This is a genomic window from Desulfovibrio intestinivivus, assembly GCF_053570665.1.
This window is the reverse complement of sequence record NZ_JBRBQT010000001.1, coordinates 1,797,352-1,823,410: the sequence shown is the minus strand read 5'-3', so window position 1 is coordinate 1,823,410 and position 26,059 is coordinate 1,797,352. Positions and strand designations below refer to the sequence as shown.

The window sequence follows — 26,059 nt, the reverse complement described above, 5'->3', positions numbered from 1 at the left end:
CCCCACGTGTCAGACGTTAAGGATAAAAATCCTGTGCAGACAAGACGGCATCGCCTTGCCAGCCCCAGGCCAATGAAGAACCGCCCCACACCCGCAAGGCATCAGAGCATCTGCCAGACCAGCCCGGCAAGCCCGCTCAACCCCACCAGCGCATGCATGGAGAGCTTAAAGCGCACCAGAGCCACCAGCGACACCAGCGCAACAGTCACGGCAAATACATCAAGTCCCGTAGCCGGGAAAAAGGTGTTCCAGGCAAAGAATACGCCGATCTTGAGCACCACGCCCACCACCGCGCCGGATATGCCCGTAAGTGCGGCATTGAGTTTTTTGTTGGCCGTAATGGCCTCAATGTAGGGCGCACCGGCAAATATGAACATGAAGCTCGGCAAAAACGTGGTGAAGGTGGTGAGCAGGCCGCCCAGAATGCCTGCCGTCATGGGCGTCAGACCGCCGGGCTGGTTCCAGGCGGTGATGAAGCCCACAAACTGCGTTACCATGATCAGCGGGCCGGGGGTCGTTTCCGCCAGGCCAAGGCCCAGCAGCATTTCCTTTTCCGTCAGCCAGCCAAGGTTCACTGCATGCTCTATAATATAGGCAAGCACGGCATATGCGCCGCCAAAGGTCACAAAGGGCGCTTTGCTGAAAAAAATGGATATCTGGGAAAGTATGTCGCCCATGCCTCGCCATGCGAAAACGGGCAGAATCACAGCCATCCAGATCACCGCGAATATCCCCACCACCTTGAAAAGGTGCGTCAGCGGCGGCAGATTGGTGAAAGATTCCGGCGCGTCAATCAGGCATTCATTGGTTCCCGGCTTTTTCTGGCAAAAAATGTCTGGACGAAATTTGCCAAGAATGACACCAGCCACACCAGCCAACAACACAATCGCAGGAAAGGACACGCCAAAGAACTGCCCCAGTACAAACGAGCCGCCCGCAAAAGCATACAAGGCAGGATGTTTGAGCGATTTTTTTGAAAGCCGGATAAGCGCTTCAATCACAATGGCCACAACGGCGGCGGCGATTCCGTGAAAAATCCCGGCCACAAAGGGAACCTGCCCCTGGGCGGCAGCCAGCCATGAAAGGAACAACATCAGAATAACCGAGGGGAACAAAAAGCACAGCCCGGCAATGGTTCCGCCCCAGTAGCCGTTGAGCCGCCAGCCTATGTACACAGCCAGTTGATGCGCTTCCGGCCCCGGCAACAGCATACAGAAATTGAGCGCCCGCAGAAAAACCTTTTCGCTGATCCACTCCCTGCCATCCACCAAATTCTTGTGCATCATGGCGATCTGCCCGGCAGGCCCGCCAAAATTGATGAAGCCGAGCTTGAACCAGTAAAGGAATGCTTCCCGCAAGGTAACCTGATGCGTTGCGTTGCTTTCATTCATGGAATTTTCCTTGCTCGCAAGATAGTTACATAGCTAAATGGCCTGCCGGTTCACCATAAACGAATGCATAAAGACTTCAGAATACCCTACTATTTGCACTCTCGCAGATCAATCATGTGATGGAACATTGCGTAAAAAGACAGGGATCGACAAAAAGATACAAACTGCGAGCAAGGGAAAGCTCACTTGATACCCTCCCCAGCCAATGAGCAGGCCCGCACAAATAGGGCCGGACGCGTGCCCGATATCAAAGATGGTTCCAAAAGCTCCCATAGCCGAACCAAAACGGCGGTCGCGGCACATGTCTGCCACCAGAGCTGCGGAAGAAGACGTAACGAGCGCCTCGCCCATGCCAAATACAAGGCAAGCCGCCAGCAAAGACAAGAATGCATGCAAAAAGGGAATCGCGCCAAGCGCGCCGCCGCACAAGATCAAACCAGCCACTATCAAGCCGCGCCTGCCGCGCGAGTCCGACATTTTCCCCAGCAGGGGCTTGCTGAGCATGGTTACAAATATCTGCACACCCCACAGCAGGCCAGCCTGAAATTCTGACAAGCCCACCACTGTTACAGCATATATGGGTAAAAAGGCCTCTAGCGCGCCCATGCCCATATTTTGCACGCCTTCGACGGCAGAGGCCGTCACCAATTGCCGGTCAGAGAGCACCTCGGCAATACCCTGACGAAAGCGCTGCAAGCCCGACCCTGCCGCCCGCTCCGTTTCGGACGGCGCATCGTGCCCCAGAGTTTTAAGGCCAAGCAGCAGAGCCGCCATGCCAGAAACGGCACTAAGGGCAAAAACCATACGGAACTGCCACAGCACCGGGCCGCCGCTGGCGCTCACATCAAGTACCAGCCCGCCAATGGGCGCGCCCAGCAGGGTGCCGATTATACCCACAGATGAAAACCACGAGAGCAGTTCGCCACGGCGTGAACCAGCCACCTCTGCCACCACGGCCATAGCCACAGGGCCATAAATTGCAGTTGCCAAGCCATGCAGAAAGCGAACAACAATCAACGCCCGGTATGAATCGATAAAAAAATAGGCAAAGGGCATGAGTCCAAATACCACAAGCCCCGCCAGCATGGTACGCCTTCTGCCCACCACGTCTGAAAGCGCGCCAGCGGGCAACTTGAACAGAATACCTGTAACCGTGGAAATGCCGACAGCCAGCCCTACGGCCTCCGGCCCTGCCCCCAAAAAGAGAGCGAAGAGCGGCAGCATAGGGTTTCTGACCAGTGCATAGGAAAAACGGGCAAGAAAACCCACGGTGCACAGGCTAGTGAAATCTCGCATACATGCCTCAACGGGGTGGCGTCATGAACACCACCAGAATTGTTGCCTAGTGTTTTGGCGCAGAACGGTCGAAGAAAATGGATTTACCGTAAAAGCCCACGGGGATACCCATGACGACCTCGGCATCGATAAGCCCCAGATGTTTTGCCGCCGCACCCACACGCTGCTGGATACGGTTGTCCAGATTGAGCAGACTGGCAGTTTTGGCGGCAGCCACAAGGGCCGCGCCCACATCCATCATGCGCAGGGCGCAGAAGGGGCCGGAGTAACCCATCTCTTTTTCGTCAAGCTTCCGCTTTTTCATAAACTCCGCGCAGGTGGGGTAGCCGCATGCGCCGCAGTCATACCCGCCGCACACGCTGTTTTTCAGCCCCACCAGCACCAAGGCCTGGCATTTTTCTATATTGGCGGCATCGCGCCAGCCAAAAGGCCTCGTTGGTGCTTTTGGGCGCGTAGGCCTTCATGGTCAGGGCAATCTTTTGCAGATCATCGTCCATATGAATAACGCCGATTTCCAGAAAATCCTTGCCGCCAGCCTTGGGGGCAGTGCGGGCAGAGGCAGCCATAAGCTGCGCAACATGGATTGCGGTGTCTTTCATCTCACGCTCCTGTGGGTGCGGTTGGGGTGTATGAGGCAAGCAGGGTGTCAAAAAAATAAAGAGCCTGCTCTGTGCGAACGTGGTCATCATTATCGGCTGCAACCAACCCGTCGAGCATGCGTTTGATGCCATGGGTTTCAACCGGGGCAGCATCCAGCTCTTCAAGGTCAATTGCCTTTATGACCTCGCGCATCCTTTGTGGAACCTGCGCAGTCAAACCAAAGGCATCAACAAGCACTTCAAAGGTGATAAACCCGCCCACGTGCGTAAAGTCGGCATGGGCCATATCAAATGAAACAACGTCTGGCCCAGCGGGCACTGCCTCTGATTCTTGCAAAAACACGATGCGTGGGGTCGGATCAATAAAACGCCTTATCAGCCAGAATGACGCAAGCCTGTCCACATAGGGATTGGCGCGGGTTACCCAGGTTTTTTGCTGGTAACGGTTGGCGTCCATTACAGGAACCACAGGCCGGGGGGCATCGAGGCTGCTCCGTGCTTCCTCCAGCATTTTTTGCAAACTTGCCCCTTTGCCACTGGGGAAAAAATCGATGGACTGTATGGCCTCAAGTCTTTTTTCAAGTTTTCGGAGCATGGTTGGCGCGTCAGGTGACACTACAGCAGCGGCAACGCTCCGGATTTCCTCACCCAGAACATGGTAATCAGCATCGCGCGCCTGTGTGAAGGCTGCGGCTATCTGCGCGTCTGAAAAATGCAGCAGTTTGCCGTGCATGATAATCAGAAACTCCCCACCCTGCTCGTCAGTCTCTTTGCTCATCCATGTAAGCTGCTCCTGATGGTGGTCAGTTGCGGGTAGAACATAGATGGAGTTTTTTATCTGAACTGCCCCCAATTGGTTGATTTTTCGCCATATTTTCACACGAAAGCCTTGCAGCTTTGCCGGAACGGAAAATGAAAAGAAGAGCCATTTTTTGTTATTCATATAACTTTTTTAGTTATAATCATAACATTGTCAACTAAAAAATTCACAGAGCAGATCGTGACAAGGCGAAGCAACCATAACCAGCAAAGCTTAGAGCAACTACGACAAAAAGGCCGCCCAACTGGACGGCCTTTTACTGGTCTGGATTTATGAGATTTTGCCTAGCCTTGACGCTTCATCTCGCCAATCAGATGCTGAAGCGTTTGCGACTGCTGCGCAAGATCGGCGACTGCGCTGGAAGCCTGCTCCATGGCCTGAGCGGTTTCAGCAGAGATTGTAGCCACCTGCTCCACAGAGCGGTTGATTTCTTCACTGGCGGCAGACTGCTGCTCGCTGGCGGTGGCAATTGACTGCACCTGATCGTTAACAAGCTGCACACACTCGAGGATATTTTTCAACGATTCGCCCGACTGCACGGAGAGCTTTGTGGCGGCTTCAATGGACTCGCCTGTGTGCTCCACGCTCTGAATATTTTTCTTTGTGCCTTCCTGAATTTCCTTGATGGCCCGGCCCACTTCCTGCGTTGCGGTCATGGTTTTTTCCGCCAGTTTGCGCACTTCGTCCGCCACCACGGCAAAGCCACGGCCAGCATCACCAGCGCGCGCAGCCTCAATGGCGGCGTTAAGCGCAAGCAGATTGGTCTGGTCGGCAATGTCGGCAATAACGCCCATTACCTGCCCGATACTCTCGGCCTGCTTGCCAAGGGCATCCATATCCTGCTTGAGGGCCAGCGACTGCGTGTGCACGGTGCTTATGCCTTTTACAGCTTCATTGACTATCTGCGAGCCTTCAATGGCCTGCTTTCTGGCATTGCTGGAAACGTCCGCAGCCTGCTGTGCGTTTCTGGCAACTTCCAGCACGGTGGCGTTCATTTCTTCCATGGCGGTTGCGGTTTCGCGCACGCGCGCGGACTGTTCATCAGCGCCACGGCTCGACTGCTCCACCTGGGCGGAAAGCTCCTCAGAAGCAGAGGTTACAATTTCTACCACGCCTTCAAGCTGGTGAGCAGCCTGAAGCATGCCCTCGGCCTTGGCGCGCTCGGCCTGGCGGCGTGCTTCTTCCGCATCGGCAGTGGCTTTTTGGGCGCGCTCGGATTCTTCCCTGGCCTGCTGGCTCTTTTGATCAGCCTCTGCAATTTTGCCCTTGAGGGTGGCCACCATCTGCTTCATGGCGCCAAAGACGCCGATCTCTGGCCGTGCAGGATTAAACTTTGCATCCAGATCCCCGCCTGCAATCTTCAAGGCAAGTTCAGAGAGCGAGGCAGGCTCGTCGCCAAGCTGGCGCAGCATGCTGCGCGAAAGAAAATACCCCACGCCAAGGCCCACCAAAACTGACAGCAGCACGCCCACAATGGTTATCAGCCGCGCGCGTTCGTACTCCTGCATACTTTTTTTGCTCAATTCCTGGGCGAATTCCAGCTTTTTGTGGCCTATATCCTCCAAAAGATCAGCCAGCTTTTTCGCCAGCGCACGCCCGGTGGTGGACGAAACTTCCTGCGCCTTTTCATTCATGGCAGGATCGGTAGTGCTGCCCAGTTCAACAACCTTGTTATGCACTGTACGCCATTCACTGAGCAGGCCGTTCAGTTCGGCAAGCAGCTTGCGGGCACTCTCGGTCATAAAATAGCGCGGCAGTTCATTATGGTATTTATCCAGCACTGCATATTCTTTTTGCAGATTATTCAAGACGGTGCGGTTACCCTCTTCCGTAGTGCTGATAATAAGATTTTTTTCTTCACGGATGATCCGCAAAACTTCGATATTGGTCATCCGGAGCAAATCCAGCCCCTTCATATGCATTGAACTCAGTTCCTCAACGTCAGTCGCCAGATTGCTCAGACGGCTGACGCCAAACATGCCAATAATCACCGTGAACAGGCACAGGAGCAAACTCAAGCCTGCCATCTTCTGCATTGTCGTAATTCTTTGCATAGTTATATCCTACCCATACTTATATGAAGAGGTTATACACAGTAGATGCACATAGACTATATTTCATTAAACGTACAATACGCAAATTTATTTAGGGCATTTCTTGAAGCTCCAGGATTTATTTATTTCATAGCTAGCTATTAATCTATTTATATATTATTATAAAAATAACAACATAAATGATAATTAAACATAATTTTTCACTAAAACAAGAGAGTTTGTTTCCATTTCAACAGCATTAAACACACAATAAATTTTATAATACTCAAAATACATAATATATAAACAGTATTTTTTACATGCTACACATCTAGTAAATACAATTTACCTACTTGTTCAAATTATCATAAATACATATTTCTATATCATAGTTTTGTATCCATGATGAATGATTACGTATCTTTGCACTGTTCGCATATACAATCAATGTCTGCAAAATGCCACCCCTTAGCAACCAGCCGCAAACAAAAGCCGACTGCCTCGTGAGAAGCAGTCGGCTTTTTACAGCGCGTTTAATTGCGGATTACGTGGCGTCAGCCTCAGTATCGCGCACCACTTCAAAAATGGGCGGCAATACGCGGATGGCCTCAATAAGCTGGTAGAGCTGGGTGGCATCGAGCACCTCTACGGTAATACGCAGCCTGGCACGTCCATCCACCTGATTGTCCATGTTCAGGCCAATAATGTTGACGCCGTTGCGCGCCATGACCTCGGCAACCTTGGCCAGAACGCCCTGTTCGTTCTTGGCGATAATGAATATGCCTGCTGCGTAGGGCTTTTCTTCCATGCCGTCCCAATGCACGGAAATAAGGCGCTCCGGCTCCATATTGGCAACATTGGGGCAGTCGGCACGGTGTACGCTGATGCCAAGACCACGGCTGATGTAGCCGATAATGGGATCGCCCGGCACCGGGTTGCAGCACTTGGCAAAGCGCATGAGCACGCCGTCCACGCCGGAAATGCCCACGCCCTCACCCTTGCGGGAGGCGGCTTCCTTGCTTTCCTTCACCGTGGGGGTGGCAGGTTCCGCAGTTGTGGCGGCCTCGGGGTGCAGTACGGCATACAGCTTGTTGAGCACCTTGCGCGGCGTGGTGTGTGCGTAGCCAACGGCGGCAACCAGATCATCCACGCTGTCAAAATTCATTTCCTGGGCCACAATGGCCAGGTGCCCGTCCTTGGTGGCCTTGCCCACGTTCAGACTGACCTTGCGGCCTTCTTTTTCCAGCAGTTCGCGACCAAGAGTCACGGCGTGGGTGCGTTCTTCCGTGCGCAGATAGTGTTGAATACGGCTGCGCGCCTTGGCGGTTTTGACAATCTTGAGCCAGTCGCGGTTGGGATTGCGCGCCGGGTCGGTGAGGATTTCCACCACGTCGCCGTTTTTCAGCTCCGTGCCAAGGGGCATGAGGCGGCCATTGATCTTTGCGCCGCTGCAATGCTGGCCCACCTTGGTGTGGATCACAAAGGCAAAGTCCAGCGGCGTAGCGCCCTCGGGCAGTTCCTTAACATCGCCCGCCGGGGTGTAGATGTAGACCTCGTCCTTGAACAGATCCATTTTCAGCGAATGCATGAACTCGCGGGAATCTGTTTCTTCACTCTGGCGCTCAAAAATTTCGCGCAGCCATGCAAACTGCTCAAGGTCTTTACTGTTGACGCGGCCTTTTTCCTTGTACAGCCAGTGGGCGGCAACGCCGTGTTCGGCCTGCCTGTGCATTTCCTCGGTGCGTATCTGGATTTCAATACGCTCGCCTTCCGGCCCGATGACCGTGGTGTGCAGGCTCTGGTAGCCGTTGGTCTTGGGCATGGAAATATAATCTTTAAAACGCCCGTGCACAGGCCGCCACTGGGAGTGCACAAGCCCCAGCGTGGCGTAACAGTCCTTGATATCCTGCACCAGCACGCGAAAGGCCATGATGTCGTGCATTTCGTCCAGAGTCATGGACTGGGCCTGCATCTTTTTATAGATGCTGTGCTTGTGCTTGATGCGCCCGTAAACCTGCCCGGTGATGCCGTTTGATTCCAGCAGATCCTGAATCAGGCCCACAACCTTGCCGATGATCTGCTTTTCCACAACCTGATGGTTGTCCAGCCAGTGATCGATCTGGTTGTAAATGTCTGGGCGCATGTATTTGAAGCTCAGGTCTTCCAGGTCGCGCTTCATCACGTACAAACCAAGGCGGTTGGCCAGGGGCGCGTAGATATCCATGGTTTCCTGGGCAATGCGCTTCTGCTTGTGACTTTTCTGAAAGTCCAGCGTGCGCATATTGTGCAGGCGGTCGGCCAGCTTGACCATGAGAACCCGCATGTCGTGGCTCATGGCCAGGATCATCTTGCGGATATTCTCCGCCTGGGCTTCTTCCTTGTTCTCAAAGGTGATCTGGCTGATCTTGGTAACGCCGTCGACAATGTCGGCCACTTCCTCGCCAAAATTTTCGTCCAGCTCTTCGATGGTGGCCTTGGTGTCTTCTACTGTGTCGTGCAGCAGGCCGGCGGCAATGGTGGGTTCGTCAAAACCCATGCCCGCCAGAATGCTGGCAACCGCCAGGGGGTGGGAAAGGTACGGCTCGCCCGAAAGGCGGGTTTGCCCCGCATGAGCGGTGGCGGCAAACACATACGCCTTCTGGATCAGCTCCAGATCCGCGTTCGGGTTGCCAGCCGAAACCTTATCGAGAATTTCCTGAATACGAATCATGCGTAACGTCCACCCACAGCGTAAAAAAATATCTTCAACCAGTTCTGGAACTATGTTCCGACTAAAGCGGCCTTGTCAACGCCGAGGGCTGCCGAATTGTAGGCCAAGGCGCACAAACGCAACGGCCCCGGCTGGACAACCAGCCAGGGCCTGTTCAAATCCGCTTGGTCTGAATATGCGCCTGCAAGCCAGCAGGCAAGGGCAAAAAAACTGCCGCGTGCCCGGTGCGCAGTGCTTATGGCTCCATCTGCGTGTGCTGCAACGCCTTGGGAATCCACCACTTCTCAAAATTATACATTATGCCCGCCAGCGCGGGTTCTATGCCCTGAAACCGCCGCTGCACCACAGGCAGGGCATAGGGCACAAACAAAAAGCAGTAGGGCTGCTCCGCATCAAATATTTCCTGAATGCGGTAGTACAGTTCTGCGCGCTTTTTCTGATCGGGCGTGGACTGTGCTTCTTCAAGCAGCTTGTCCACCTCGGGATTGCGGTAGTGGGTAAAATTCAGCCCGCCCTCAAAGGTCTGCGATGAATGCCATACAGAAAACAGATCCGGATCCTGGGGGATTGTCCAACCCAGCAGCACGGCGTCAAACCGCCCCTTGTTGACAAATTCGCGGATAAAGGCCGCCCACTCCACGGTACGGATACGCACGTCAATGCCCACCTCGCGCAGTTGCGACTGCATGACGGTAGCCGCAAGAATGCGCTGCTCGTTGCCCTGATTGGTCAGGATGGTAAAGGCCAGCGGCTGGCCGTCACGGTCAAGCAGGCCATCGCCGTTGTGGTCGGCAAAACCCGCCTCGGCCAGCAGGGCGCGCGCGGCGGCAATGTTTCTGGGCATGGGCTTGAGGCCGGGATGGTACGGCCACGAGCCGGGCTTGAACGGCCCAAAAGCCGGAACCCCCTGCCCCAGCAAGACGCCCTTGATGATGCCCTCCCGGTCGATTGCCATGGAAATGGCCCGCCGCACCCGAACATCCTTGAAAAACGGATGCTCCAGATTAAAGCCGAGGAAGATGTACACCGAGGCAATATAGCGGAATTTATGGAATCGGCTCTGCCATTCCGGGCCGGAGGTCTGCCGCAGATATTGCAGGGGCGAAAGATCCATCACGTCCAGCCTGCCCGCACGGGTTTCCATAAACATGGTAGCGTTGTCGGGAATGATCCTGTACACCACTTCGTCAATACGCGGCTTGCCCGCAAAATAGGTGGGCGATGCCTCCAGCACTATGCGGCTCCCCGGCTCCCACGACTTGAGCCGATACGGCCCGGCCCCCATGGGCTTGCGCGCAAAAGGCGTGGAACGGATGTTTTGCCCTTCCAGAATATGTTTGGGCAAGATAGGGTTCATCCAGGTGGATACCGCCCGCGCAAAAAACTGGTCATAGCGCACTTCAAACGTGTAGCGGTCAATGACCCGCAGCTCCTTGATACGCAAAAAATCCTCGGCATAAGGGCTGCCGGTGGCAGGGTCTGCCGCCAGCTTGCAGGTAAAGGCCACATCTTCAGCGGTCAGCTCCTGCCCGTCCTCCCACAAAATGCCTTTGCGCAGGGTAAAACGCATGCGTTTGCCGCCGTCTTCCATGCTCCAAGATTCTGCTGCCCATGGCTCAGGCTGCAAATCCTTGTTGTAACGCAACGGCGCTGTGTAGATAAGATCTGCCACCTCATGCGAAGCGGAGTCTGATGTGAGGTAAGGAATAAGATTTGAAGCCTCGCCAATGGTGCCAAAAAATATGCTGCCGCCCGAAGCCGGGGGGCCAGCCTGGCTGACTGCCGCACCCGTGGGGGCAAGGCCGGTTTCTTCCGGCAGATCACCCGCAGAATTGGCGCAAAAAGCCGATGATGCACAAATGCACAGTAAAGCACATGAAATTGTGACCCAACGAATCCACTTTTTCCCGTAAAATCGGGTGGCCCGTTGGGCCGATATTGATTCCAACATATTGATTGCGCGCTCAAAATTTATTTTTTTCATAAAAGTCACACTTCATATTGCTTTCGCCCCCCAACCTGTGCTATTTATCGCAAACGTCATAACATCGCTCCGTTTCTGGAATTTTCCAGAAATTTCACCGGAGTATTTTTGGGGAACCCATGAGTCGATCTGAACAGAGCGTCGTTCGCGAAATGTGCCAGACTTTCCTGCACGATAGTGTGCCGGAATACATCCGCGACGCTGCCTACTATATCCTGTCCGAAGGTGAGGTGCAAAAAATAAATATTCAGGAGGGCGAAACCTGGGACGTCCAAGGCGTCATCCAGGGCGAAGACCTGCAGGTCTTCACGCCGAGCCTGAGCCTCACCATTACGGACCGCAGCACCCGCCACCAGTGCAACTGCTCTGATGCGTTCTCAGGCATCTGCCGCCATGTGGCAGCACTTGCTTTGCGCCTTGTGGAAGAACTGCGCAAGGAACAGGGCGACCCGGAAGAAACCCCACCCCCCAGCACCGACTGGAAACAGAGCTTCCGCAACTTTTTTTCTACCGACATGGAACCGGAACCAGGCCGCCACTATCTCATATTCCGCTTTGAACCGGAACAGGGCCGTCTGCTGGTTTCCTTTTTCCGTGGGCGGCAGAATAAATCCGGGCTTTCCAGCGTACACAACGAGGTAACACTGGATCAGATCATCCAGAACCCCGACTGGTGCGAATTTTCACCGCAGTTGCCGCATGTGGCCCGCCAGATCGGCCAGCACCTCGACTATTACGGCCACCGGGTTGAAATCCCGCAGGGGCTGACCTCATGGTTTTTCTGGTCTGTGCGCAAGGAATATTATCTGCTGTGGAAAGACACGGATAAACCCTGCCGCATCGAGAGCACGCCTTTTGCGCTCAAGCTCAAGCCCATTCTGGACGACTCGGGCTTTCGCTTTGAAGTGCTGCTCAAGCGCGAGGGCCGCCCCCCGCTGCCCATCCGCGCGGGGCGCAGCAATCCCAGCGACCGCAACCCGACCGAGAGCACCGCGCCGGAAGACGCGCCCATCACCTTTCACGGGCAAATGCCCCTCTGGGTCTGCTACCAGCACAATTTCTATCCGGTGCAGACGGGCCTCTATCCTTCGCTGGTGCGCAACCTTATTTACGAACGCCCGGTTGTGCCGCACGAAGAAATTTCCGAATTTCTCGACCGTGTGTGGACGCGCCTGCCAGCTTCGGAACTCTACGAACCGCAGCAGTTCCTCAAGCTCATGGAACCGGTGTTCCAGCCTGCCACCTATAATCCCAAGCTCTTCCTTGATGAAGAAGGCAGCCTGCTGACGCTGGAAATCGACAACGTCTATGAAACGCGCCACGGCGAATTCACTCTCAACGGGCCCAACCCCGACTTCCAGACCGGCAGCTATGCCTATGAAGGGCAAACCTATCTGGTGCGCCGCCATCAGGACGAGGAAGCCCAGTTGATGAACGAACTGAGCGGCATGGACTTTCAGGCCCGCTCAAGCAAACTGTGGTTCCTTGAGCCGGAAGAAGCCATTGCCTTCCTGCTCGACTCGTACCCCAAGCTGATTGAAAACTACCGCGTCTACGGCGAAAAGGCCCTCTCGCGCTACAAGGTGCGCACGGCTTCTTCCAACATCACGGCGCAGGTGGTCAGCAATGAAAAGGAAAAATGGTTCTCGCTGGACATCAACGTGGAATACGAAGGTCAGAGCCTGCCCCTGGAAAAGATATGGAAGGCCTGGACCCGTGGCAAGCGCTATGTGCAGTTGAAAGACGGCTCCTATACCAGCCTGCCCGAAGCATGGCTTGAAAAGCTCTCGCATAAGCTCACGGCTCTGGGGCTGGATCCTTCAAAGCCCCCACAGCAGAAATTCAAGCAGTTTGAGGCCCCGGTGCTCGACAGCCTGCTGGAAGACCTGCCCGGCGCCGCCACAGATTCCTTCTGGAACAACCTGCGCGAAAAAATCCGCTCGTTCCGCGAGGTGCGGCCCATCGCGCCGCCCAAGGGGCTCAACGCCAACCTGCGCAGCTATCAGGTGCAAGGCCTTTCGTACCTCAACTTCCTTTCGGAATACGGGTTCGGCGGTATTCTTGCCGACGAAATGGGCCTTGGCAAAACCGTGCAGACCCTGGCCTTTATCCAGCACATGATTGACGTGCACCATGACGGGCCAAACCTTATTGTGGTGCCCACCTCGGTGCTGCCCAACTGGGAGCGCGAAGCGGAAAAGTTCGTTCCCGGCCTCAAACGGCTGACCATTTACGGCACCCGCCGCGAGGGCATGTTCAAGCATATTTCCAGCTCGGATCTCATCATCACCACCTACGCACTGCTCCGGCGCGATCTGGAGGAGATGGAAAAATACGAGTTCAACACCGTTATTCTTGACGAAGCCCAGAACATCAAGAATCCCAACACCATCACAGCCCGCGCCGTGCGCCGCATCAATGCCCGCATGCGCCTGTGCCTCTCGGGTACGCCCATCGAAAACAACCTTTTCGAGCTGTGGTCGCTGTTCGAGTTCCTCATGCCGGGCTTTCTGGGTTCGCAGCACGCCTTCCAGCGGGGCATCGTCAAGCCCATCAAGGACGGCGACGCTGAAACGCTGGACTATCTGCGCACCCGTGTGCGCCCCTTCATTCTGCGCCGTACCAAGGCCGAAGTGGCCAAGGATCTGCCGCCCAAGGTGGAAAGCGTCACCTGTTGCGCGCTGGAAGAAGCGCAGGCCGAGCTGTACGCAGCCCTTGCCCGCAAGCTGCGCGCCCAGGTGCTCGCAGACGTGGATCAGAAAGGCCTTGCCAAAAGCCAGATGTCCATTCTTGATGCCCTCCTCAAGCTGCGTCAGATCTGCTGCCACCCGCGCCTGCTCAAGCTCGACATGCCCGGCTTCTCCAACAACCTGCCTTCGGGCAAGTTCGATGCCTTCAAGGACATGATCGTGGAAATTGTAGAAGGCGGCCACAAGGTGCTGGTCTTCTCACAGTTTGTGCAGATGCTGCAAATCATCAAGCAGTGGCTGGAATTCTCGCAGATTCCCTTCTGCTACCTTGATGGCGCGAGCAAAGACCGTTTCGATCAGGTAGACAAGTTCAACAATACGCCTGAAATCCCGATCTTCCTGATCTCGCTCAAGGCTGGCGGCACGGGCCTCAACCTGACCTCCGCCGACTACGTTATCCACTACGACCCGTGGTGGAACCCCGCCGTGGAAAGTCAGGCCACAGACCGTACCCACCGTATCGGTCAGACCCGTCAGGTCTTTTCCTACAAGCTCATCTGCCAGAACACGGTGGAAGAGAAGATTCTCAAATTGCAGGAAGCCAAACGCGGCGTTGCGGAAGCCATCATTCCCGGTCAAGACACCTGGAAGTCGCTTACGCGTGAAGATCTGGAAATGCTCTTTGACGTGTAGCTTCAAGGTTTGCCCAAATGACATAACAGCAAGGCCCTCTGGCGACAGGGGGCCTTGCTTGCGTTTCGGGCACTCTGCTTCGGGCATGAAAAAACCGCCCCAAGGGGCGGTTCTATAATCTGTGATGCAGGATCTGTCGGGCAGATATTACTTAGCCAGAAAAATCCATGCAACTATCTGAAACAAAAAATATTTAGAGTATTAGATCCCCGCAACACGTCCCGCTGCAACCTGCCTCTGAAAAGCTAGGAAAGCACTGCCTTGGCTTCGGCCACACGGGCCTCTTCTTCCCTTCCAAGCTTGCGCAGGGCACGGGCAAGGGTTTCCCAGGCCTCGGGCTTATCGTGCAGGCCAGCGCTTTTGCGGGCCAGCAGCTCCGCCATGGCCGGATCTTCATTGCTATCCAGATAGATATTCGCCAGCAGCAGCATGGAGGCCGCATCCTGCGGATTGCGCACCAGCGCCTCGTGCAGCAGTTCGCGGGCCTCGCCCCCCTTGCGCTGGCGCACAGCCACACGCGCAAGATGCCTGCGGGCAAGGCTGGGCGCGCCGGGGCGCGCATCTTCCAGGGCAGCGGCTGTTTCATAAAAACGCCGTGCCTCGGCCCTTCTGCCGCCCTGCTCGCACAGTTGCCCAAGACGGATGTGGGCAAATTGGTGATCGGGCGAAACCTTGACGCACTGTCGGTAATACCGGGCTGCGGCGCGCTTTTCGCCAAGCCCCTGACAGACCGTGCCCAGATTGTAGTAAATCTGTTCGGCAAGAGCTTTATCCGGCCCGCGCCGCAAGGCTTCCGTAAAATGCCGCCGGGCTTCGTGCTGCCGCCCAAGGGCCGCCATACATACGCCAAGGGAATTCCAGGCCATGGCATTGGCCTCGTCAGCCAGCAGCGCAAGTTTGTATTCTTCCACCGCGCCAAAAACATCGCCTAGGCTGTACCGCCTGTCGGCGCTGATGTTCAGCGCAAGGGAATTGCACACGCCCACCTTGGGGTCTGGCAGCAGCAGGGCGTATTCCAGAGCCTTCAGGGCGCAGTCGGGCATTTCTCCCCTGCGGAACTGAAGGAAGGGATACCCAGCAAGCCCCACAGAAGCCGAAATGCCACGGCTGTTTAGTTCGCCGCATACGCCCTCGTACAGAGACACAAGGGCTTGCGCTTCCACATCCGGATGGAAAAATATCAGGCTGTTGCTGCCGTAGCGTCCAGCCATCGGCTGCGGCAGGCTCTGCGTCTTGCCAAGGGCATCGCGCCACACGTTGAGGGCTGTTTCAATAATTCCCTGCCGATTTGCAGCATCGTGCACGCCATCCAGCGGAACGGCATCCGTGTTCGCTGCCTCACCCGAGTCAGAATTGCCAGGCTCCAGCCGCAACAGGCAAAGCGTAAAGCGGTTGCGCCTCTCCGCCTCCACGGCAAAACGGTTCAAAAAATCACCGTGCCCGCACAAACCGCCAGCACACTCTGCTGACTGGGACACGGCAGCTGCGGAAGCACCGCACGCGGCAGCGGCATGTTTGCCACCTTCGGCGGATTCTGCCCTCTGGTTCTGCTCCTGCACGGCCACCGCCGCATTTGGAATGGCAGGGCGCGCGGCGGAAAAATCCTGTTCGTCCAGATCTGGGCTCAGAACGGGCGTTTCACCCAGCAGGGTGAGCCTGTCCCCCACCTCGGGGCGGCAGGTAACATCAACCAGATGCAGGGCCTCGGCAACGGAATCCGTATCCCGCGTATGCAGCACCACCAGTTCGCCCTTGTAATGGGGCGAACCGCTTTCCGCCTGTCCCCACAGGGCAAACCGCATGCCCTCGCGGGCCTTGGCCTGACGCCCAAGGCTAAGCCGCACGCGGCCCAGCGGCAGGGATTCCAGCACCATGCCGCCTTCTTGCAGGATGCGCGCAAAGGGCATGATGCGGCTTTCCACAGCCTGAGCGCCGTCAGCCTCCTGCCCGGCCACATCTGCGGCGAGGCGGGCGCGATCCATGCACAGGCGAGCCTGATCGTGCATTTCAAGGTGCATTTCTGTACCGCGCATATCCTGCGGGTACAGGGCATGCCCGGCGCACAGACGCGGGCGCACCGGCTTTTTCAGCAGCGGATAGGGCATGCGCACCGCTTCCATGCGCGTCAGGGCTGCGCGGGCCAACTTATGGCAAGCGCCGCGCCCGCTGGCGGGAAAGAGCAAGGCAATTTCCCAGCGCCCCACGCGCGCTGCCAGAACATCCGACGGCAGGGCTTCGCGGCAGGCGTCTGCCAGAGCCTTGAGATATTTTTCTGCAAAAGCATGCCCGCCGCGCCGCACCACAGAATCCCCGTTGGCAAGCCGCAGCAGCACAATCCCCATGCACAGCCAGTGCAGGGGAGCGGGGCCGCTTTCTTCCGCGCCCGGCTCTTCCAGATAGGCCCGCAAACGCTCCGCGGCATTTTCCATATGCGCAAACAGGGCTTCTTCTGTGGCAAGCCCGGTAACGGAATCCGTGCGCATGGCCTTGGCTCTGGCAAGATTTTCCAGACACAGGGCCGTTATGGCAGACAGAAAAGGCAAAAGGGGCCGGGCCTCGCGCGCCTTGACGCCGTGCAGCATGGCAACGCCAAGCAGATGGTCGTCGCGGCGCAAGGGCAGCAGCAGCCTGCGTTCCCGCGACAGCAATTGCGGCTCTTCGGGCGCGCGGCTGGTAGGAAAATACAGGGCGTGCCCTGAAAAGGACAGGAATGAAGACAACTGTTCACACAACAGGCCTTCCATTTCCATGAGGTCTTCACGCGCGAGTTCGAGCTGCGGGCAGTTTTTTTGCATCTTCAAATTGTAGTGTGGCAAAGGCTGCTTGTCTAGAAAATTTCAAGACAGAGAACCCCCGTCGGCCTGACGACCAAAGGATGGCTTTTCCGTTCGGCCCCATCCCGGAGCTGCCCGCCGAGGCCAAACCATGCCCGCAACTTGATTTTGCCCCATTGTGCGGCTAATTTTATGGAAATTGAACGCAGTGGCGGGCAAAAATTTTGCCGCTGCCGTCTTGTTAACGCGCCAGGCGCTTGCCTGTGAACACCATCCACGATAGCATATCCAAAGTCGGTATTTTTGCGCGCAGCAAACCACTGCGCGCCTGATATCGACAAGCCAAAGGAACTTTTATGCCAGTTGCCACGTTTCCCCTCGGCCCTTTGCAGACCAACAGCTACCTTATCCACAGCGGCACTCAGGCAGTTGCGGTGGACGTGGGCGGCGACCCGGAACCCATGCTGGAGTATCTGGCTACGCACGGTCTGAAACTGGCTGCCATCTGCATTACCCATCGGCACTTCGACCACGTTTACGGCGTGGCGGATTTGCAGAAGGCTACAGGAGCACCTGTTTACATCAGCGCCGATGATGACTGCCTGGAGGGGACGGAATCCGCGCAGGGCGGCCTGTGGGGCTTTCCCACTGTGACTCCGTATCAGTCGCAGCCCATAGCTCTGGGCAAGACCTCGTTCGGCGGAATGGAATGCGAAGTGCTTGCCACCCCAGGGCACACCCCGGGCGGAGTTTCGCTGTTTTTCCCTACTGAACAACTTGTTTTTACAGGAGATGCGCTCTTTTACCGCTCTATTGGCCGCACGGACTTTCCCGGCGGCGATCACGACGGCCTGCTGCGTTCAGTGACGGAAGTACTTTTCAAACTGCCGGAAGACGCCGTTGTGTACCCTGGTCACGGTCCCTCCACCACCATTGGCGATGAAAAAAAGAGCAACCCTTTTTGCGGTGAATTTCAGCTATGAACAACGTGCTTGTGCTCCAGTGCAGTCCTCATGTGGGAGGCGTTTCTGATTCGGTGGCAAACCTTTTTACAAAAGGCATGGCTGAAGCCGGAATTGAAGCGCGCACTGTAGCCTTGCGCGACTATGCATATTCGCCCTGTACGGGGTGCGGCGGCTGCTCCAGGCCGCCGCACAAATGCATTCTGGCCAACCGGCCCCTGCCCGGTCAGAATGATGCCTGCGCCCAGATGGATCAGGCTGAAGAAATTTTTCAAATGATCAACGAAGCTCAGCTGGTCATGATTTCTTCCCCCATTTATTTCTATTTTCTGCCCGCGCACTTCAAGGCGCTCATCGACAGAACCCAACGATTCTGGATGATGCAGGGCGGCGAAGACCGCGGTTCCCTGCCGCTTTCCCGCGCTAAGCCCGTGCTTGTAGCTATGACTGCAGGGCGTCGGCGCGGCAATCTGCTGTTTTCAGGCTCTCTGATTTCGCTCAAGTACTCTCTGGCCCCCCTTGGGGCTGCCGTTCGGGAAACCCGCCTGCTGCGCGGGCTTGAATCAACCAAGGATCTGCACGAACGCCCCGCAGTAATGGCCGCCCTGCATGCCTGGGGGCACGACTGGGGCCACAGGCTCGCCACAGAAAATGCCAGCTATGAGCTGACCCAGCCCCTGCCCGAAGCTGCGGACAAACCATAGACCGCGCCTTTTGTACCCCGTTCCTCACCCCATGCCACATGACAAGCCCCAGCCGCACGCACCTGCACGTCGTGGCTGGCTGGGTTCTGCAGTGGCCCGCATGCAAAAAGCACTGGGGCTGAACCAAGACCGCTGTTTGCACTGTCTGCGTCCCTTTTCCCCTGCGTTTGCGGCGCATCTCAATGCCGCGGCAGCGCCGGAATCCCTCCTTTGCCCCCAATGCTGCGACCTGCTCGCCCCATACGCCGGGCCCAGATGCCCGCGTTGCGGAATTCCGCCTTCTGATCCACAGGCAGGCAACAGCATCTGCGGCGCATGTCTACAAAATCCACCGCAGTGGAGCGGCGCTGCTTTCTACGGCCTCTATCAGGGGGCCCTGCGGCACACCCTGCTGCGGCTCAAGTTTGACGGGCATCTGTACCTTGCCCCCCTGTTGGGAAATTTTCTGCTTGAATCGGTGACCTGCCTGCCCCGGCCAGATGTCATTGTGGCAGTGCCGCAGCATCCCGCCCATCTGCGCCGCCGGGGATACAATCAGGCCCACGAACTGGCGCGGGCACTGCACGACCTGTCAGGCCTGTCTGTGTCTTCAAGGCTGCTTTCCCGCCCCGTGCCCGGTCAGGAGCAGGCGCACCTGGGGGCAAAAGACCGGCGCAGCAACGTGCGTCACAGCTTTGCCGCCTCGCCGGAGGCAAGGGGGCTGCGCGTATGGATTGTGGACGATGTTATGACCACTGGCAGCACCATGAATGCCGCAGCCAGCGCCCTGCTCGCAGGTGGAGCCGCGCGGGTGGATGCGGTATTTGCCGCCAGAACGCCGCTCAACACAGCCAACGAAATTTCGCATATCCCAAGCCATGCGGGGTAAGTGTGCACGCAGCACATGACAAGCTCATGCTCTTGGGCTATACACAGGTCACATACACTAGCGCCCCGCCCTCTACGTGCGGAAACAGAGTCAATCCCTCTGCATATCGCAGGCTTGGGCGCACAGGAGATTTCATGCCCAGCGCACACCGTTCCTGTCATCTGGGGTTATTTGAACATAAAAGTGCAGTTGTCGCCGCGTGTTGGGCTGTTTTGTCCTTCCTTTTTTTTGCGCCATCCGCACAGGCGCAGGTGACGCTGCTGGTGCCCAGCCAACCCAGCATTGAGGCACCAGCCCCCCGACAAAAGCAGGACGCCCCCGCCAAACGCGAAGATAAAAAAGACGAAAAGCGCCAGCAGGACGCCAAAACAGCATCCGGCAAGGCAGACCAGCCCGCTGATGCCGCCGGCAAGCAGCCGGAACCGGCCCCCGCTGGGCCCACTGCCGAAGGCAAACCCGCTCCCAGCGGCGAGGCCGCCCCAGCAGACGCCCCGCCCAAGCCGGAACAGGGCGCTGCCCCCGCGCCAACGCCCGCTGACACGCAGATAGATGAAGAAGTAGACGTACTTATTACTATGATGCGCCCCTTCCTGTACGAAGGGTTGGTCATGGACATGCCGCAGATGTTTGCGGTGCTGCGTTACGACAGCACCACACCGATAAAAGACGGCGTGGCGCAGCCCGAACGGCGCGACCTGCTGGGAGACATGGAAGAAATCCGCTACCTGAACCAGAAAGCATGGGGGGCCAACGTTGCCCTGACCAAGCCCGGCCTCTACCAGTTCATCATTGAAGGCCGTCCCTGGTGGGATGCCGCGCACGGACGCTTTTTGCAACATTACGTCAAAACAACGCTGCCGGTGTACGGCGTTGAGCGCGGCTGGAGCCTGCCCGTAGGCCAGCGTTTTGAAATCGTTCCGCTTTCCCGCCCCTTTGGTCTTACTGCGCCCGCCATGTTTTCCGGCGTGGTGCTCATGGACGGCAAGCCTCTTGCCGCCGCTTCTGTACGCATGGCGCGCATAAATACCGAAAAACGCCCCGTGCCGACCTCATGGCATGAGGATATCGCCGCCCGCACCAACAACAAGGGGGAATTCTCCTTTGTATTAAGCCAACCCGGCTGGTGGTGTTGCATGGCCAGCATTCCCGGTGATCCCCTCAAGGGGCCTGACGGCCAGCCCAAGCCGCTGCAACTGGGGACGCTGTTCTGGTTGTATGTGGACAGTCTTTCCAGCGAGGCGCGGAAGCGCTAGCTTGTTGAAAATTGAGAGTCCCCGGTTACGGTAGCGTGACCGGGGATTTTTGCGTTTTATGCCTGCGTGGTGTGCGGTTTCGCCTAGGCGGGCCGATGGTAATCCTTTTTGCTTCCCTGCGGCACTGGATTCCGCCCTCCGAGGAGTTTGGACGCCTGCCCGGCGGCGGCAAGGCGGGACTGTGCGGAGCTAATCCTTTTTACTGCCCTTCGGGCATGGTGTTTCGCCTGTCGGCGGAGCTTGGGACGCCTTCCCGGCGCGGGGCAAAGGGGGCCTGTTCGGGGCTGCGCCCGCCAATCTGATGCCAAACACCGCGTTGCGGGTTTGGGCCGCCATCGGCGGTATGGCCGCCGGGCGGAAAGGCACGGATATCAGTCGCTGACGGCGCGGCAAAGCCGCGACCTGCTCCTGATTTCCGGTCGCGTTGACTGCGTCAACACTCCGGCCCCCCTTGCATCCCCCCCGAAGCACCCCCAAGAGGGTTTTCAGTTTCCATAAAACGACGAGGGCGACGCGGCCATAGCTGCGGGAGCTTCCTTCCCTCGCTCCGCTCGATCAGGTGATCTCCCTCCGCGCCGCGTTAATGCCAGAGTCCACTTTCGCTTCGATCAATAATACGCTTCAGCCCAATACCATTGATGCGGGAACTGCTTCAGGAAATGGCTTTGTACCTTTTTCCATTGCTTCAGGACATGTTGGCATCACACGAACTTGGAAAAAATCAAACTGCATCACGAACATGACCACCAGCTTCACTCTGCCTGTAGTGATGGTAATTGCCATTCAACCATGACCTGACAGGAAATTTACGAGTCAGAAAAAAAATTCACCATCAGAAGCTGGTTGTGGAGTTGCCTTCCTTATACTCGCCGGAGCCGCGCGAAGGCGATGGCTGGTGTTGAGTGAGTTTGCAAAATACGCATTTTTCTGGACTGACAAGGAAAAATCCTGTTTTTGAGCGCAGCGTACTCCAGTACGTGAGCATCAAAAACAGGATTTTAACGCAGCCAGGCCAAAAAAGTCGGGTTTGCGTAAATGCGCTCGACAGGCTCTCCCCGCCACCAAACTCGCCACCGTTGCGGCGCTATTTTCCGTCACCCAGCTTTGACAGCAACGTCTTGCGGTTAATCCCCAAACGCCGCGCAGCCTCGCTCTTGTTGCCGCCAACCTGCGCCAATGTATCCATAACCGCCAGACGCTCAATCTCCTCAAGCGTCATATTGGCAAAATCCAGCCGCGACGCCGCCGGGGCCTCCGCCTCCTGCCCGCCAATGGTAGGGGGCAGCTCGCGCTCACTGATATATTCGCCCACCAGCAGCACCACAGCCCGCTCCACGGCATTTTCCAGCTCACGCACGTTGCCGGGCCAGTTGTGCTTCAACAGGCGATCCATGGCCCCAGGCGTAAATCCCTTGACGGTCTTGCCATTGCGCTCGGCAAAAAGCTTCATAAAATGCATGGCAAGCAGGGGGATATCCTCGCCGCGCTCGCGCAGCGGCGGCAACTGCAAGGCGACCACGTTAAGCCGGTAATACAGATCCTGACGGAAGCGCCCTTCTTCCACCTCGCGCGCCAGATCCTTGTTGGTGGCCGCCAGAATACGCACATCCACCCGTACGGTCTGATCGCCGCCCACGCGCTGCAACTCTCGCTCCTGAATGACGCGCAACAGCTTTACCTGCATGGAAAGCGGAATATCGCCAATCTCGTCCAGAAATATCGTGCCTTTGTCCGCTGCCAGAAACCGCCCCTCGCGACGCTTTTCCGCCCCGGTGAACGCGCCCTTTTCATGGCCGAAAAGCTCCGATTCCAGCAGGGTTTCCGTCAGGGCCGCGCAGTTCACGGCCACATAGGGGCCAGAGCGGCGGTTGCTGTTGGCGTGGATGAGCTTGGCCACCACCTCCTTGCCGGTGCCGGATTCGCCCGTCACAAGCACTGTGGCCTCAGAGGGCGCAATGGCCGAAACAAGATCCAGTACCTGCCGCATGGCCTGGCTTTGTCCTATGATGTTGCGGGCGTCCAGACCAGCCGCAAGCTCGTGGCGCAAAGTACGCACCTCGTGCCGCAGGCTGGCATGGTCCAGCGCGCGTTCAAGGGCAAGCTTGAGGGCATCAAAGGCCAGCGGTTTGGTAAGGTAGTCGTACGCCCCGGCCTTAAGCGCCTCCACGGCGCTGGAAACGTCCGAGTAGGCCGTCATGATCAGGATGGGAATTGCAGGATTGTAACCCTTGACGGCCCGTGTGGCTTCTATGCCGCTCATGCCCCCCATGCGCACATCCATAAGAATGAGGTCAAAAGGACGTTCACGACACAGTTCCAGGGCTTCCTCGCCGCTGGAGGCCCCGGTGGGCGCGTAGCCCCACTCTTCAAGCAGGGCGCGCAGCATTTCGCGGTGATTGTGGTCGTCATCCACCACCAGCAGCTGCATGGCGGGATTTGCAGTCATAACACTATCCTTGAACTGATCGGGATTGCATGGTTCGCAAGCGTTACAGGCATGACGCAACAGTGCGGGACTGCCCTAACTCTTGCCGTTTACAGGCAGGGTGAGCGTAAATTCCGCCCCATGCCCCGGCGCGTTGCCAACGCTGACGCGCCCGCCGTGCCCCTCGGCAATCTGATAGACGATGGCAAGCCCAAGGCCGGTTCCCGAGGATTTGGTGGTAAAGTAGGGCGTAAAAATGGAAGCCTGGATCTCTGCCGGGATGCCCGGCCCCGTGTCGGCCACGGTGATGCTGAACATGCCCTCGGGCAGCGCGCGCGTGCTCACACGCAGGGTGCCGCCGTGATCCATGGCCTGAACCGCGTTGAGAAAAAGATTCAGCAGGGCCTGAGTGAGCCGCTCCGTACTGATGCGCACCAGCGGAAAACCCGGTTCCATTTCAAAAACCACAGTAATGTTCTTGGCCTTGAGGTCGGCCTCTGCAAGCCGCAGCGCACGCCCTATAACTTCGCCAAGATCAGCCTCCACTGTTTCAAACGAACCGGGACGCGCAAATTCCAACAACTCGGAAACCACGCGGTCCAGCCGTTCCACTTCGTCAATCATGCGTTGGGCGGCTTCTTCCTCGCGCCCGCCCAGAGGCATGCGCTTGGCGATATACAGGGCCACGCCCTTGATGGTGCTCAGGGGATTGCGGATTTCGTGCGCCACACCCGCCGCCAGATGCCCAAGGGCCGCAAGCCGGTCATTGCGCTGGGCGTCAGTCTGAAGGCGCTTCATTTCCGTAATGTCGCGCAACACAAACACGTTGCCCAAAAAAGCGCCGTCCTCATTGCGCATGGCCGCGCCGCCAAGGCTGATGGTCAGCGTTTTGATCCCCGGCACGGCAAGTGTTGTTTCCTGCTCCAGAATGCGCGATCCCTTAACCAGTTTACCCGCCAGGGCTTCCCATTCCAGGCCGGGCAGACTGTTCAGCCGCCTTGCCCGTGCGGGTTTGCCGGGCATGTCTGGGCCGCCTTGAGAGGCCGCCGCGCCAGAAGGAAATATCTCTGCGCGCTGTTTGCCAAACATGACCAGAGCCGTGTCGTTTATCATGGCAATGCGCCCGTCCGGGTCGCTGATCACCAGTCCCAGGGGGAGGTTAGCCACGACCTCTGCGGCCATGACTTGCTGATCGCGCACAATACGCCGCCAGCGCCGGTTGTTGTGCATCCAGAACAAGGAGACAAAGGCGGCCAGCCCCAAGGCGGCAGCCAGTGCGGCAGAAAGCAGGTTGTTGCGCGCGTCCTGCGCCAGAGCATCCTCAAAAGGACGCGCGTCAAAGCCCACCAAGGCCACACCCACCACCTGCCGGGGGGCCTCAGGGCCGGGGCGGGCACCAAACCCTCCACGTACGGGAGGGGGCGGCGGCGGATTGCCAAACAGATCGCGATCATACGGGCCTCCAGCACTCTCAGGGCCATCAATCCCCATCATCCGGCCCATCATGCCCATGCCGTGGGGGCCATGCCCGCCACCCATATGTTGTTGCCCGCCCATGTACTGTTGCCCATGTGAACGGCTCAGGGGCGCAAACACACGAAAAACCTCAAAAACTTCCCTTCCATCCACCGTCCTTACCCTCCACATGGGCCGGTCTGAAACTTGGGCAAGGTGGGGGATATCCTGTGGCTGCACCAGCATGGGGGTGGGGACAAATTCCGGCGCGGCGTCATCCGGCACACCGGGGATTGGCGAACTGTCGCCGCTCTGGGCTAGTATGGCCCCGCTGGTGTCTGTCACGGCCATATAGAGAATGCCGGGCTGTCGGGCGGTTTCACTGAGCAGCGGACGCAGGCCGAGCACAGCGCCGGGGCTGAGGCGCAGGCCCGTGCGGGTTCCGGCTTCAAGCGCCCAGATGAGCGCCTCGGCCCTGTCCGTAAGGTTGTGCACCATAAAGGCCCGTTCGCGTTGATTGCTACGAACGGAAAGCCCCACCAGAGTCAGGCCGAGAATAAGGGCTGCCCCAATCAGCATCCAGGGTGAAAGGCCCATGCGCGACAAGCGCTGGGAGAAAGATGAGCGAAAACGGATCATGAGTGTTTCCTCAACGGCGCAGTATCAAAAGTATGTATTTTTTACTCACCGCGCAAGCCCCCTGGTAAAAATTGGATAGCTGTCCAGCCAACTGAGTAAAAAACGGACAAATTAATCCGACCAGCGAGCTATCGTTTGTCATAAATTTTATTTAATGATGTAAATTCAAATAGTTACAGCCTATGACCAATGTTGGCACGGCCTTTGCGTATACAACATCAAACGGTGCTGAAATACGCAACACCAATCAGCAGATAAACAATAAACTGACGGCGCAACGTAACACTGAGGATACTGATATGTATGGCTGCGATATAGGAAGCGTAATGGGATGGGGAAATGGCATGACGCACCTCATATTCATGATACTGATTATTTCCCTTGCGGTCGCTTTTATCAGCAGAATATTTCCGTTACAGAGAAAGAACATGGATTACACAGATTCCATGGCGATTCTTAAAAGACGGCTTGCCTCTGGAGAAATCACTCTTGAGGAATACGAAAAACTGAAAAAATCCATCTGAGCGGCCTTGCCCTCTGCAGGCCGAGATAAAGGAGAATATTCATGAACTCTATCAAACTTACCCTGGTTTTCGCTTCCCTGGCGCTGGTGCTGGCCTTTGCGGTAAACGCCTCAGCCGCCAACACGGCTAACACCCAGATCAGTTCCACCTGGTGCGGCGGTGGTCAATCCGCCTCGCACGGCCCCCACGGCCACGGCCACGGTTATGGACGTTAAGCTTCCCGGCAGCCAGAGCAAATA

General features: G+C 57.1%; 19 protein-coding genes. 7 read left to right on the top strand and 12 right to left on the bottom strand.

Going from position 1 to position 26,059, the window contains the following annotated elements; all coding sequences use genetic code 11:
* Positions 1–101 precede the first annotated feature (101 nt).
* The 8 genes from chrA to ACUZ9P_RS07810 form a co-directional block, all read right to left on the bottom strand.
* A complete protein-coding gene (chrA, locus tag ACUZ9P_RS07845; RefSeq protein ID WP_449249288.1) occupies positions 102–1,391 on the bottom strand; it encodes a chromate efflux transporter in 1,290 nt (429 codons plus the stop codon).
* 108 nt (positions 1,392–1,499) lie between these two features.
* The gene (locus ACUZ9P_RS07840; RefSeq protein ID WP_449249287.1) at positions 1,500–2,687 is read right to left on the bottom strand and encodes an MFS transporter; all 1,188 of its coding nucleotides are present in this window, start codon (positions 2,685–2,687) and stop codon (positions 1,500–1,502) included.
* 46 nt (positions 2,688–2,733) lie between these two features.
* The gene (locus tag ACUZ9P_RS07835; RefSeq protein WP_449250248.1) at positions 2,734–2,991 is read right to left on the bottom strand and encodes a DUF2148 domain-containing protein; all 258 of its coding nucleotides are present in this window, start codon (positions 2,989–2,991) and stop codon (positions 2,734–2,736) included.
* 37 nt (positions 2,992–3,028) lie between these two features.
* Entirely contained in the window at positions 3,029–3,286 is a 258-nt protein-coding gene (locus ACUZ9P_RS07830; protein WP_449249286.1) for a hypothetical protein, read from the bottom strand.
* 1 nt (position 3,287) lies between these two features.
* Positions 3,288–4,229, bottom strand: coding sequence for a chromate resistance protein ChrB domain-containing protein (locus tag ACUZ9P_RS07825; RefSeq protein WP_449249285.1), 942 nt, complete (start codon positions 4,227–4,229; stop codon positions 3,288–3,290).
* Positions 4,230–4,390: 161 nt separating this feature from the next.
* On the bottom strand, positions 4,391–6,160 hold the full coding sequence (locus ACUZ9P_RS07820) for a methyl-accepting chemotaxis protein (protein WP_449249284.1): 1,770 nt from the start codon (positions 6,158–6,160) through the stop codon (positions 4,391–4,393).
* A 523-nt stretch (positions 6,161–6,683) separates the two neighbouring features.
* Entirely contained in the window at positions 6,684–8,849 is a 2,166-nt protein-coding gene (locus ACUZ9P_RS07815; protein ID WP_298992205.1) for a RelA/SpoT family protein, read from the bottom strand.
* A gap of 235 nt (positions 8,850–9,084) precedes the next feature.
* A complete protein-coding gene (locus tag ACUZ9P_RS07810; RefSeq protein WP_449249283.1) occupies positions 9,085–10,800 on the bottom strand; it encodes a peptide-binding protein in 1,716 nt (571 codons plus the stop codon).
* 152 nt (positions 10,801–10,952) lie between these two features.
* Between ACUZ9P_RS07810 and ACUZ9P_RS07805 the strand changes: the two genes are divergently transcribed.
* Entirely contained in the window at positions 10,953–14,216 is a 3,264-nt protein-coding gene (locus tag ACUZ9P_RS07805) for an SNF2-related protein (protein ID WP_449249282.1), read from the top strand.
* A 245-nt stretch (positions 14,217–14,461) separates the two neighbouring features.
* Here ACUZ9P_RS07805 and ACUZ9P_RS07800 read toward each other — a convergent pair whose 3' ends face one another.
* The gene (locus tag ACUZ9P_RS07800) at positions 14,462–17,011 is read right to left on the bottom strand and encodes a tetratricopeptide repeat-containing diguanylate cyclase (protein ID WP_449249281.1); all 2,550 of its coding nucleotides are present in this window, start codon (positions 17,009–17,011) and stop codon (positions 14,462–14,464) included.
* Positions 17,012–17,346: 335 nt separating this feature from the next.
* On the opposite strand from ACUZ9P_RS07800, the gene ACUZ9P_RS07795 reads away from it, so the two are divergent.
* From ACUZ9P_RS07795 to ACUZ9P_RS07780, 4 genes are all read left to right on the top strand, one after another.
* Positions 17,347–17,973: an MBL fold metallo-hydrolase gene (locus ACUZ9P_RS07795; protein ID WP_449249280.1), complete on the top strand. Its 627-nt coding sequence runs from the start codon at positions 17,347–17,349 to the stop codon at positions 17,971–17,973.
* Positions 17,970–18,656: a flavodoxin family protein gene (locus ACUZ9P_RS07790; protein WP_449249279.1), complete on the top strand. Its 687-nt coding sequence runs from the start codon at positions 17,970–17,972 to the stop codon at positions 18,654–18,656. Before ACUZ9P_RS07795 ends, ACUZ9P_RS07790 begins: the two co-directional genes overlap by 4 nt.
* Before the next feature lie 100 nt (positions 18,657–18,756).
* On the top strand, positions 18,757–19,524 hold the full coding sequence (locus tag ACUZ9P_RS07785) for a ComF family protein (RefSeq protein ID WP_449249278.1): 768 nt from the start codon (positions 18,757–18,759) through the stop codon (positions 19,522–19,524).
* 263 nt (positions 19,525–19,787) lie between these two features.
* Positions 19,788–20,777 carry a DUF4198 domain-containing protein gene (locus ACUZ9P_RS07780; protein ID WP_449249277.1) on the top strand — a complete coding sequence of 330 codons (990 nt, stop codon included), beginning with the start codon at positions 19,788–19,790 and terminating at the stop codon, positions 20,775–20,777.
* A 621-nt stretch (positions 20,778–21,398) separates the two neighbouring features.
* Here ACUZ9P_RS07780 and ACUZ9P_RS07775 read toward each other — a convergent pair.
* The 3 genes from ACUZ9P_RS07775 to ACUZ9P_RS07765 all read right to left on the bottom strand — a co-directional run bounded on the left by ACUZ9P_RS07775 (position 21,399) and on the right by ACUZ9P_RS07765 (position 25,296).
* Entirely contained in the window at positions 21,399–21,560 is a 162-nt protein-coding gene (locus ACUZ9P_RS07775; RefSeq protein ID WP_449249276.1) for a hypothetical protein, read from the bottom strand.
* 301 nt (positions 21,561–21,861) lie between these two features.
* Positions 21,862–23,223: a sigma-54-dependent transcriptional regulator gene (locus tag ACUZ9P_RS07770; protein WP_449249275.1), complete on the bottom strand. Its 1,362-nt coding sequence runs from the start codon at positions 23,221–23,223 to the stop codon at positions 21,862–21,864.
* A 75-nt stretch (positions 23,224–23,298) separates the two neighbouring features.
* Entirely contained in the window at positions 23,299–25,296 is a 1,998-nt protein-coding gene (locus ACUZ9P_RS07765) for a two-component system sensor histidine kinase NtrB (RefSeq protein ID WP_449249274.1), read from the bottom strand.
* A gap of 182 nt (positions 25,297–25,478) precedes the next feature.
* Here ACUZ9P_RS07765 and ACUZ9P_RS07760 point away from each other — a divergent pair, with 182 nt between their 5' ends.
* Positions 25,479–25,820 (top strand): SHOCT domain-containing protein, encoded by a 342-nt coding sequence (locus ACUZ9P_RS07760; RefSeq protein WP_449249273.1) that lies wholly within the window; start codon positions 25,479–25,481, stop codon positions 25,818–25,820.
* A 41-nt stretch (positions 25,821–25,861) separates the two neighbouring features.
* A complete protein-coding gene (locus ACUZ9P_RS07755) occupies positions 25,862–26,035 on the top strand; it encodes a hypothetical protein (protein ID WP_449249272.1) in 174 nt (57 codons plus the stop codon).
* The last annotated feature ends 24 nt before the right edge of the window (positions 26,036–26,059 follow it).

What these genes read in the sequence shown, in the direction of transcription:
- chrA (WP_449249288.1), bottom strand. Translation starts at nt 1,391, where the DNA reads ATGAATGAAAGCAACGCAACGCATCAGGTTACCTTGCGGGAAGCATTC.
- ACUZ9P_RS07840 (WP_449249287.1), bottom strand. Translation starts at nt 2,687, where the DNA reads ATGCGAGATTTCACTAGCCTGTGCACCGTGGGTTTTCTTGCCCGTTTT.
- ACUZ9P_RS07835 (WP_449250248.1), bottom strand. Translation starts at nt 2,991, where the DNA reads ATGAAAAAGCGGAAGCTTGACGAAAAAGAGATGGGTTACTCCGGCCCC.
- ACUZ9P_RS07830 (WP_449249286.1), bottom strand. Translation starts at nt 3,286, where the DNA reads ATGAAAGACACCGCAATCCATGTTGCGCAGCTTATGGCTGCCTCTGCC.
- ACUZ9P_RS07825 (WP_449249285.1), bottom strand. Translation starts at nt 4,229, where the DNA reads ATGAATAACAAAAAATGGCTCTTCTTTTCATTTTCCGTTCCGGCAAAG.
- ACUZ9P_RS07820 (WP_449249284.1), bottom strand. Translation starts at nt 6,160, where the DNA reads ATGCAAAGAATTACGACAATGCAGAAGATGGCAGGCTTGAGTTTGCTC.
- ACUZ9P_RS07815 (WP_298992205.1), bottom strand. Translation starts at nt 8,849, where the DNA reads ATGATTCGTATTCAGGAAATTCTCGATAAGGTTTCGGCTGGCAACCCG.
- ACUZ9P_RS07810 (WP_449249283.1), bottom strand. Translation starts at nt 10,800, where the DNA reads ATGTTGGAATCAATATCGGCCCAACGGGCCACCCGATTTTACGGGAAA.
- ACUZ9P_RS07805 (WP_449249282.1), top strand. Translation starts at nt 10,953, where the DNA reads ATGAGTCGATCTGAACAGAGCGTCGTTCGCGAAATGTGCCAGACTTTC.
- ACUZ9P_RS07800 (WP_449249281.1), bottom strand. Translation starts at nt 17,011, where the DNA reads ATGCAAAAAAACTGCCCGCAGCTCGAACTCGCGCGTGAAGACCTCATG.
- ACUZ9P_RS07795 (WP_449249280.1), top strand. Translation starts at nt 17,347, where the DNA reads ATGCCAGTTGCCACGTTTCCCCTCGGCCCTTTGCAGACCAACAGCTAC.
- ACUZ9P_RS07790 (WP_449249279.1), top strand. Translation starts at nt 17,970, where the DNA reads ATGAACAACGTGCTTGTGCTCCAGTGCAGTCCTCATGTGGGAGGCGTT.
- ACUZ9P_RS07785 (WP_449249278.1), top strand. Translation starts at nt 18,757, where the DNA reads ATGCAAAAAGCACTGGGGCTGAACCAAGACCGCTGTTTGCACTGTCTG.
- ACUZ9P_RS07775 (WP_449249276.1), bottom strand. Translation starts at nt 21,560, where the DNA reads ATGGCAATTACCATCACTACAGGCAGAGTGAAGCTGGTGGTCATGTTC.
- ACUZ9P_RS07770 (WP_449249275.1), bottom strand. Translation starts at nt 23,223, where the DNA reads ATGACTGCAAATCCCGCCATGCAGCTGCTGGTGGTGGATGACGACCAC.
- ACUZ9P_RS07765 (WP_449249274.1), bottom strand. Translation starts at nt 25,296, where the DNA reads ATGATCCGTTTTCGCTCATCTTTCTCCCAGCGCTTGTCGCGCATGGGC.
- ACUZ9P_RS07760 (WP_449249273.1), top strand. Translation starts at nt 25,479, where the DNA reads ATGACCAATGTTGGCACGGCCTTTGCGTATACAACATCAAACGGTGCT.
- ACUZ9P_RS07755 (WP_449249272.1), top strand. Translation starts at nt 25,862, where the DNA reads ATGAACTCTATCAAACTTACCCTGGTTTTCGCTTCCCTGGCGCTGGTG.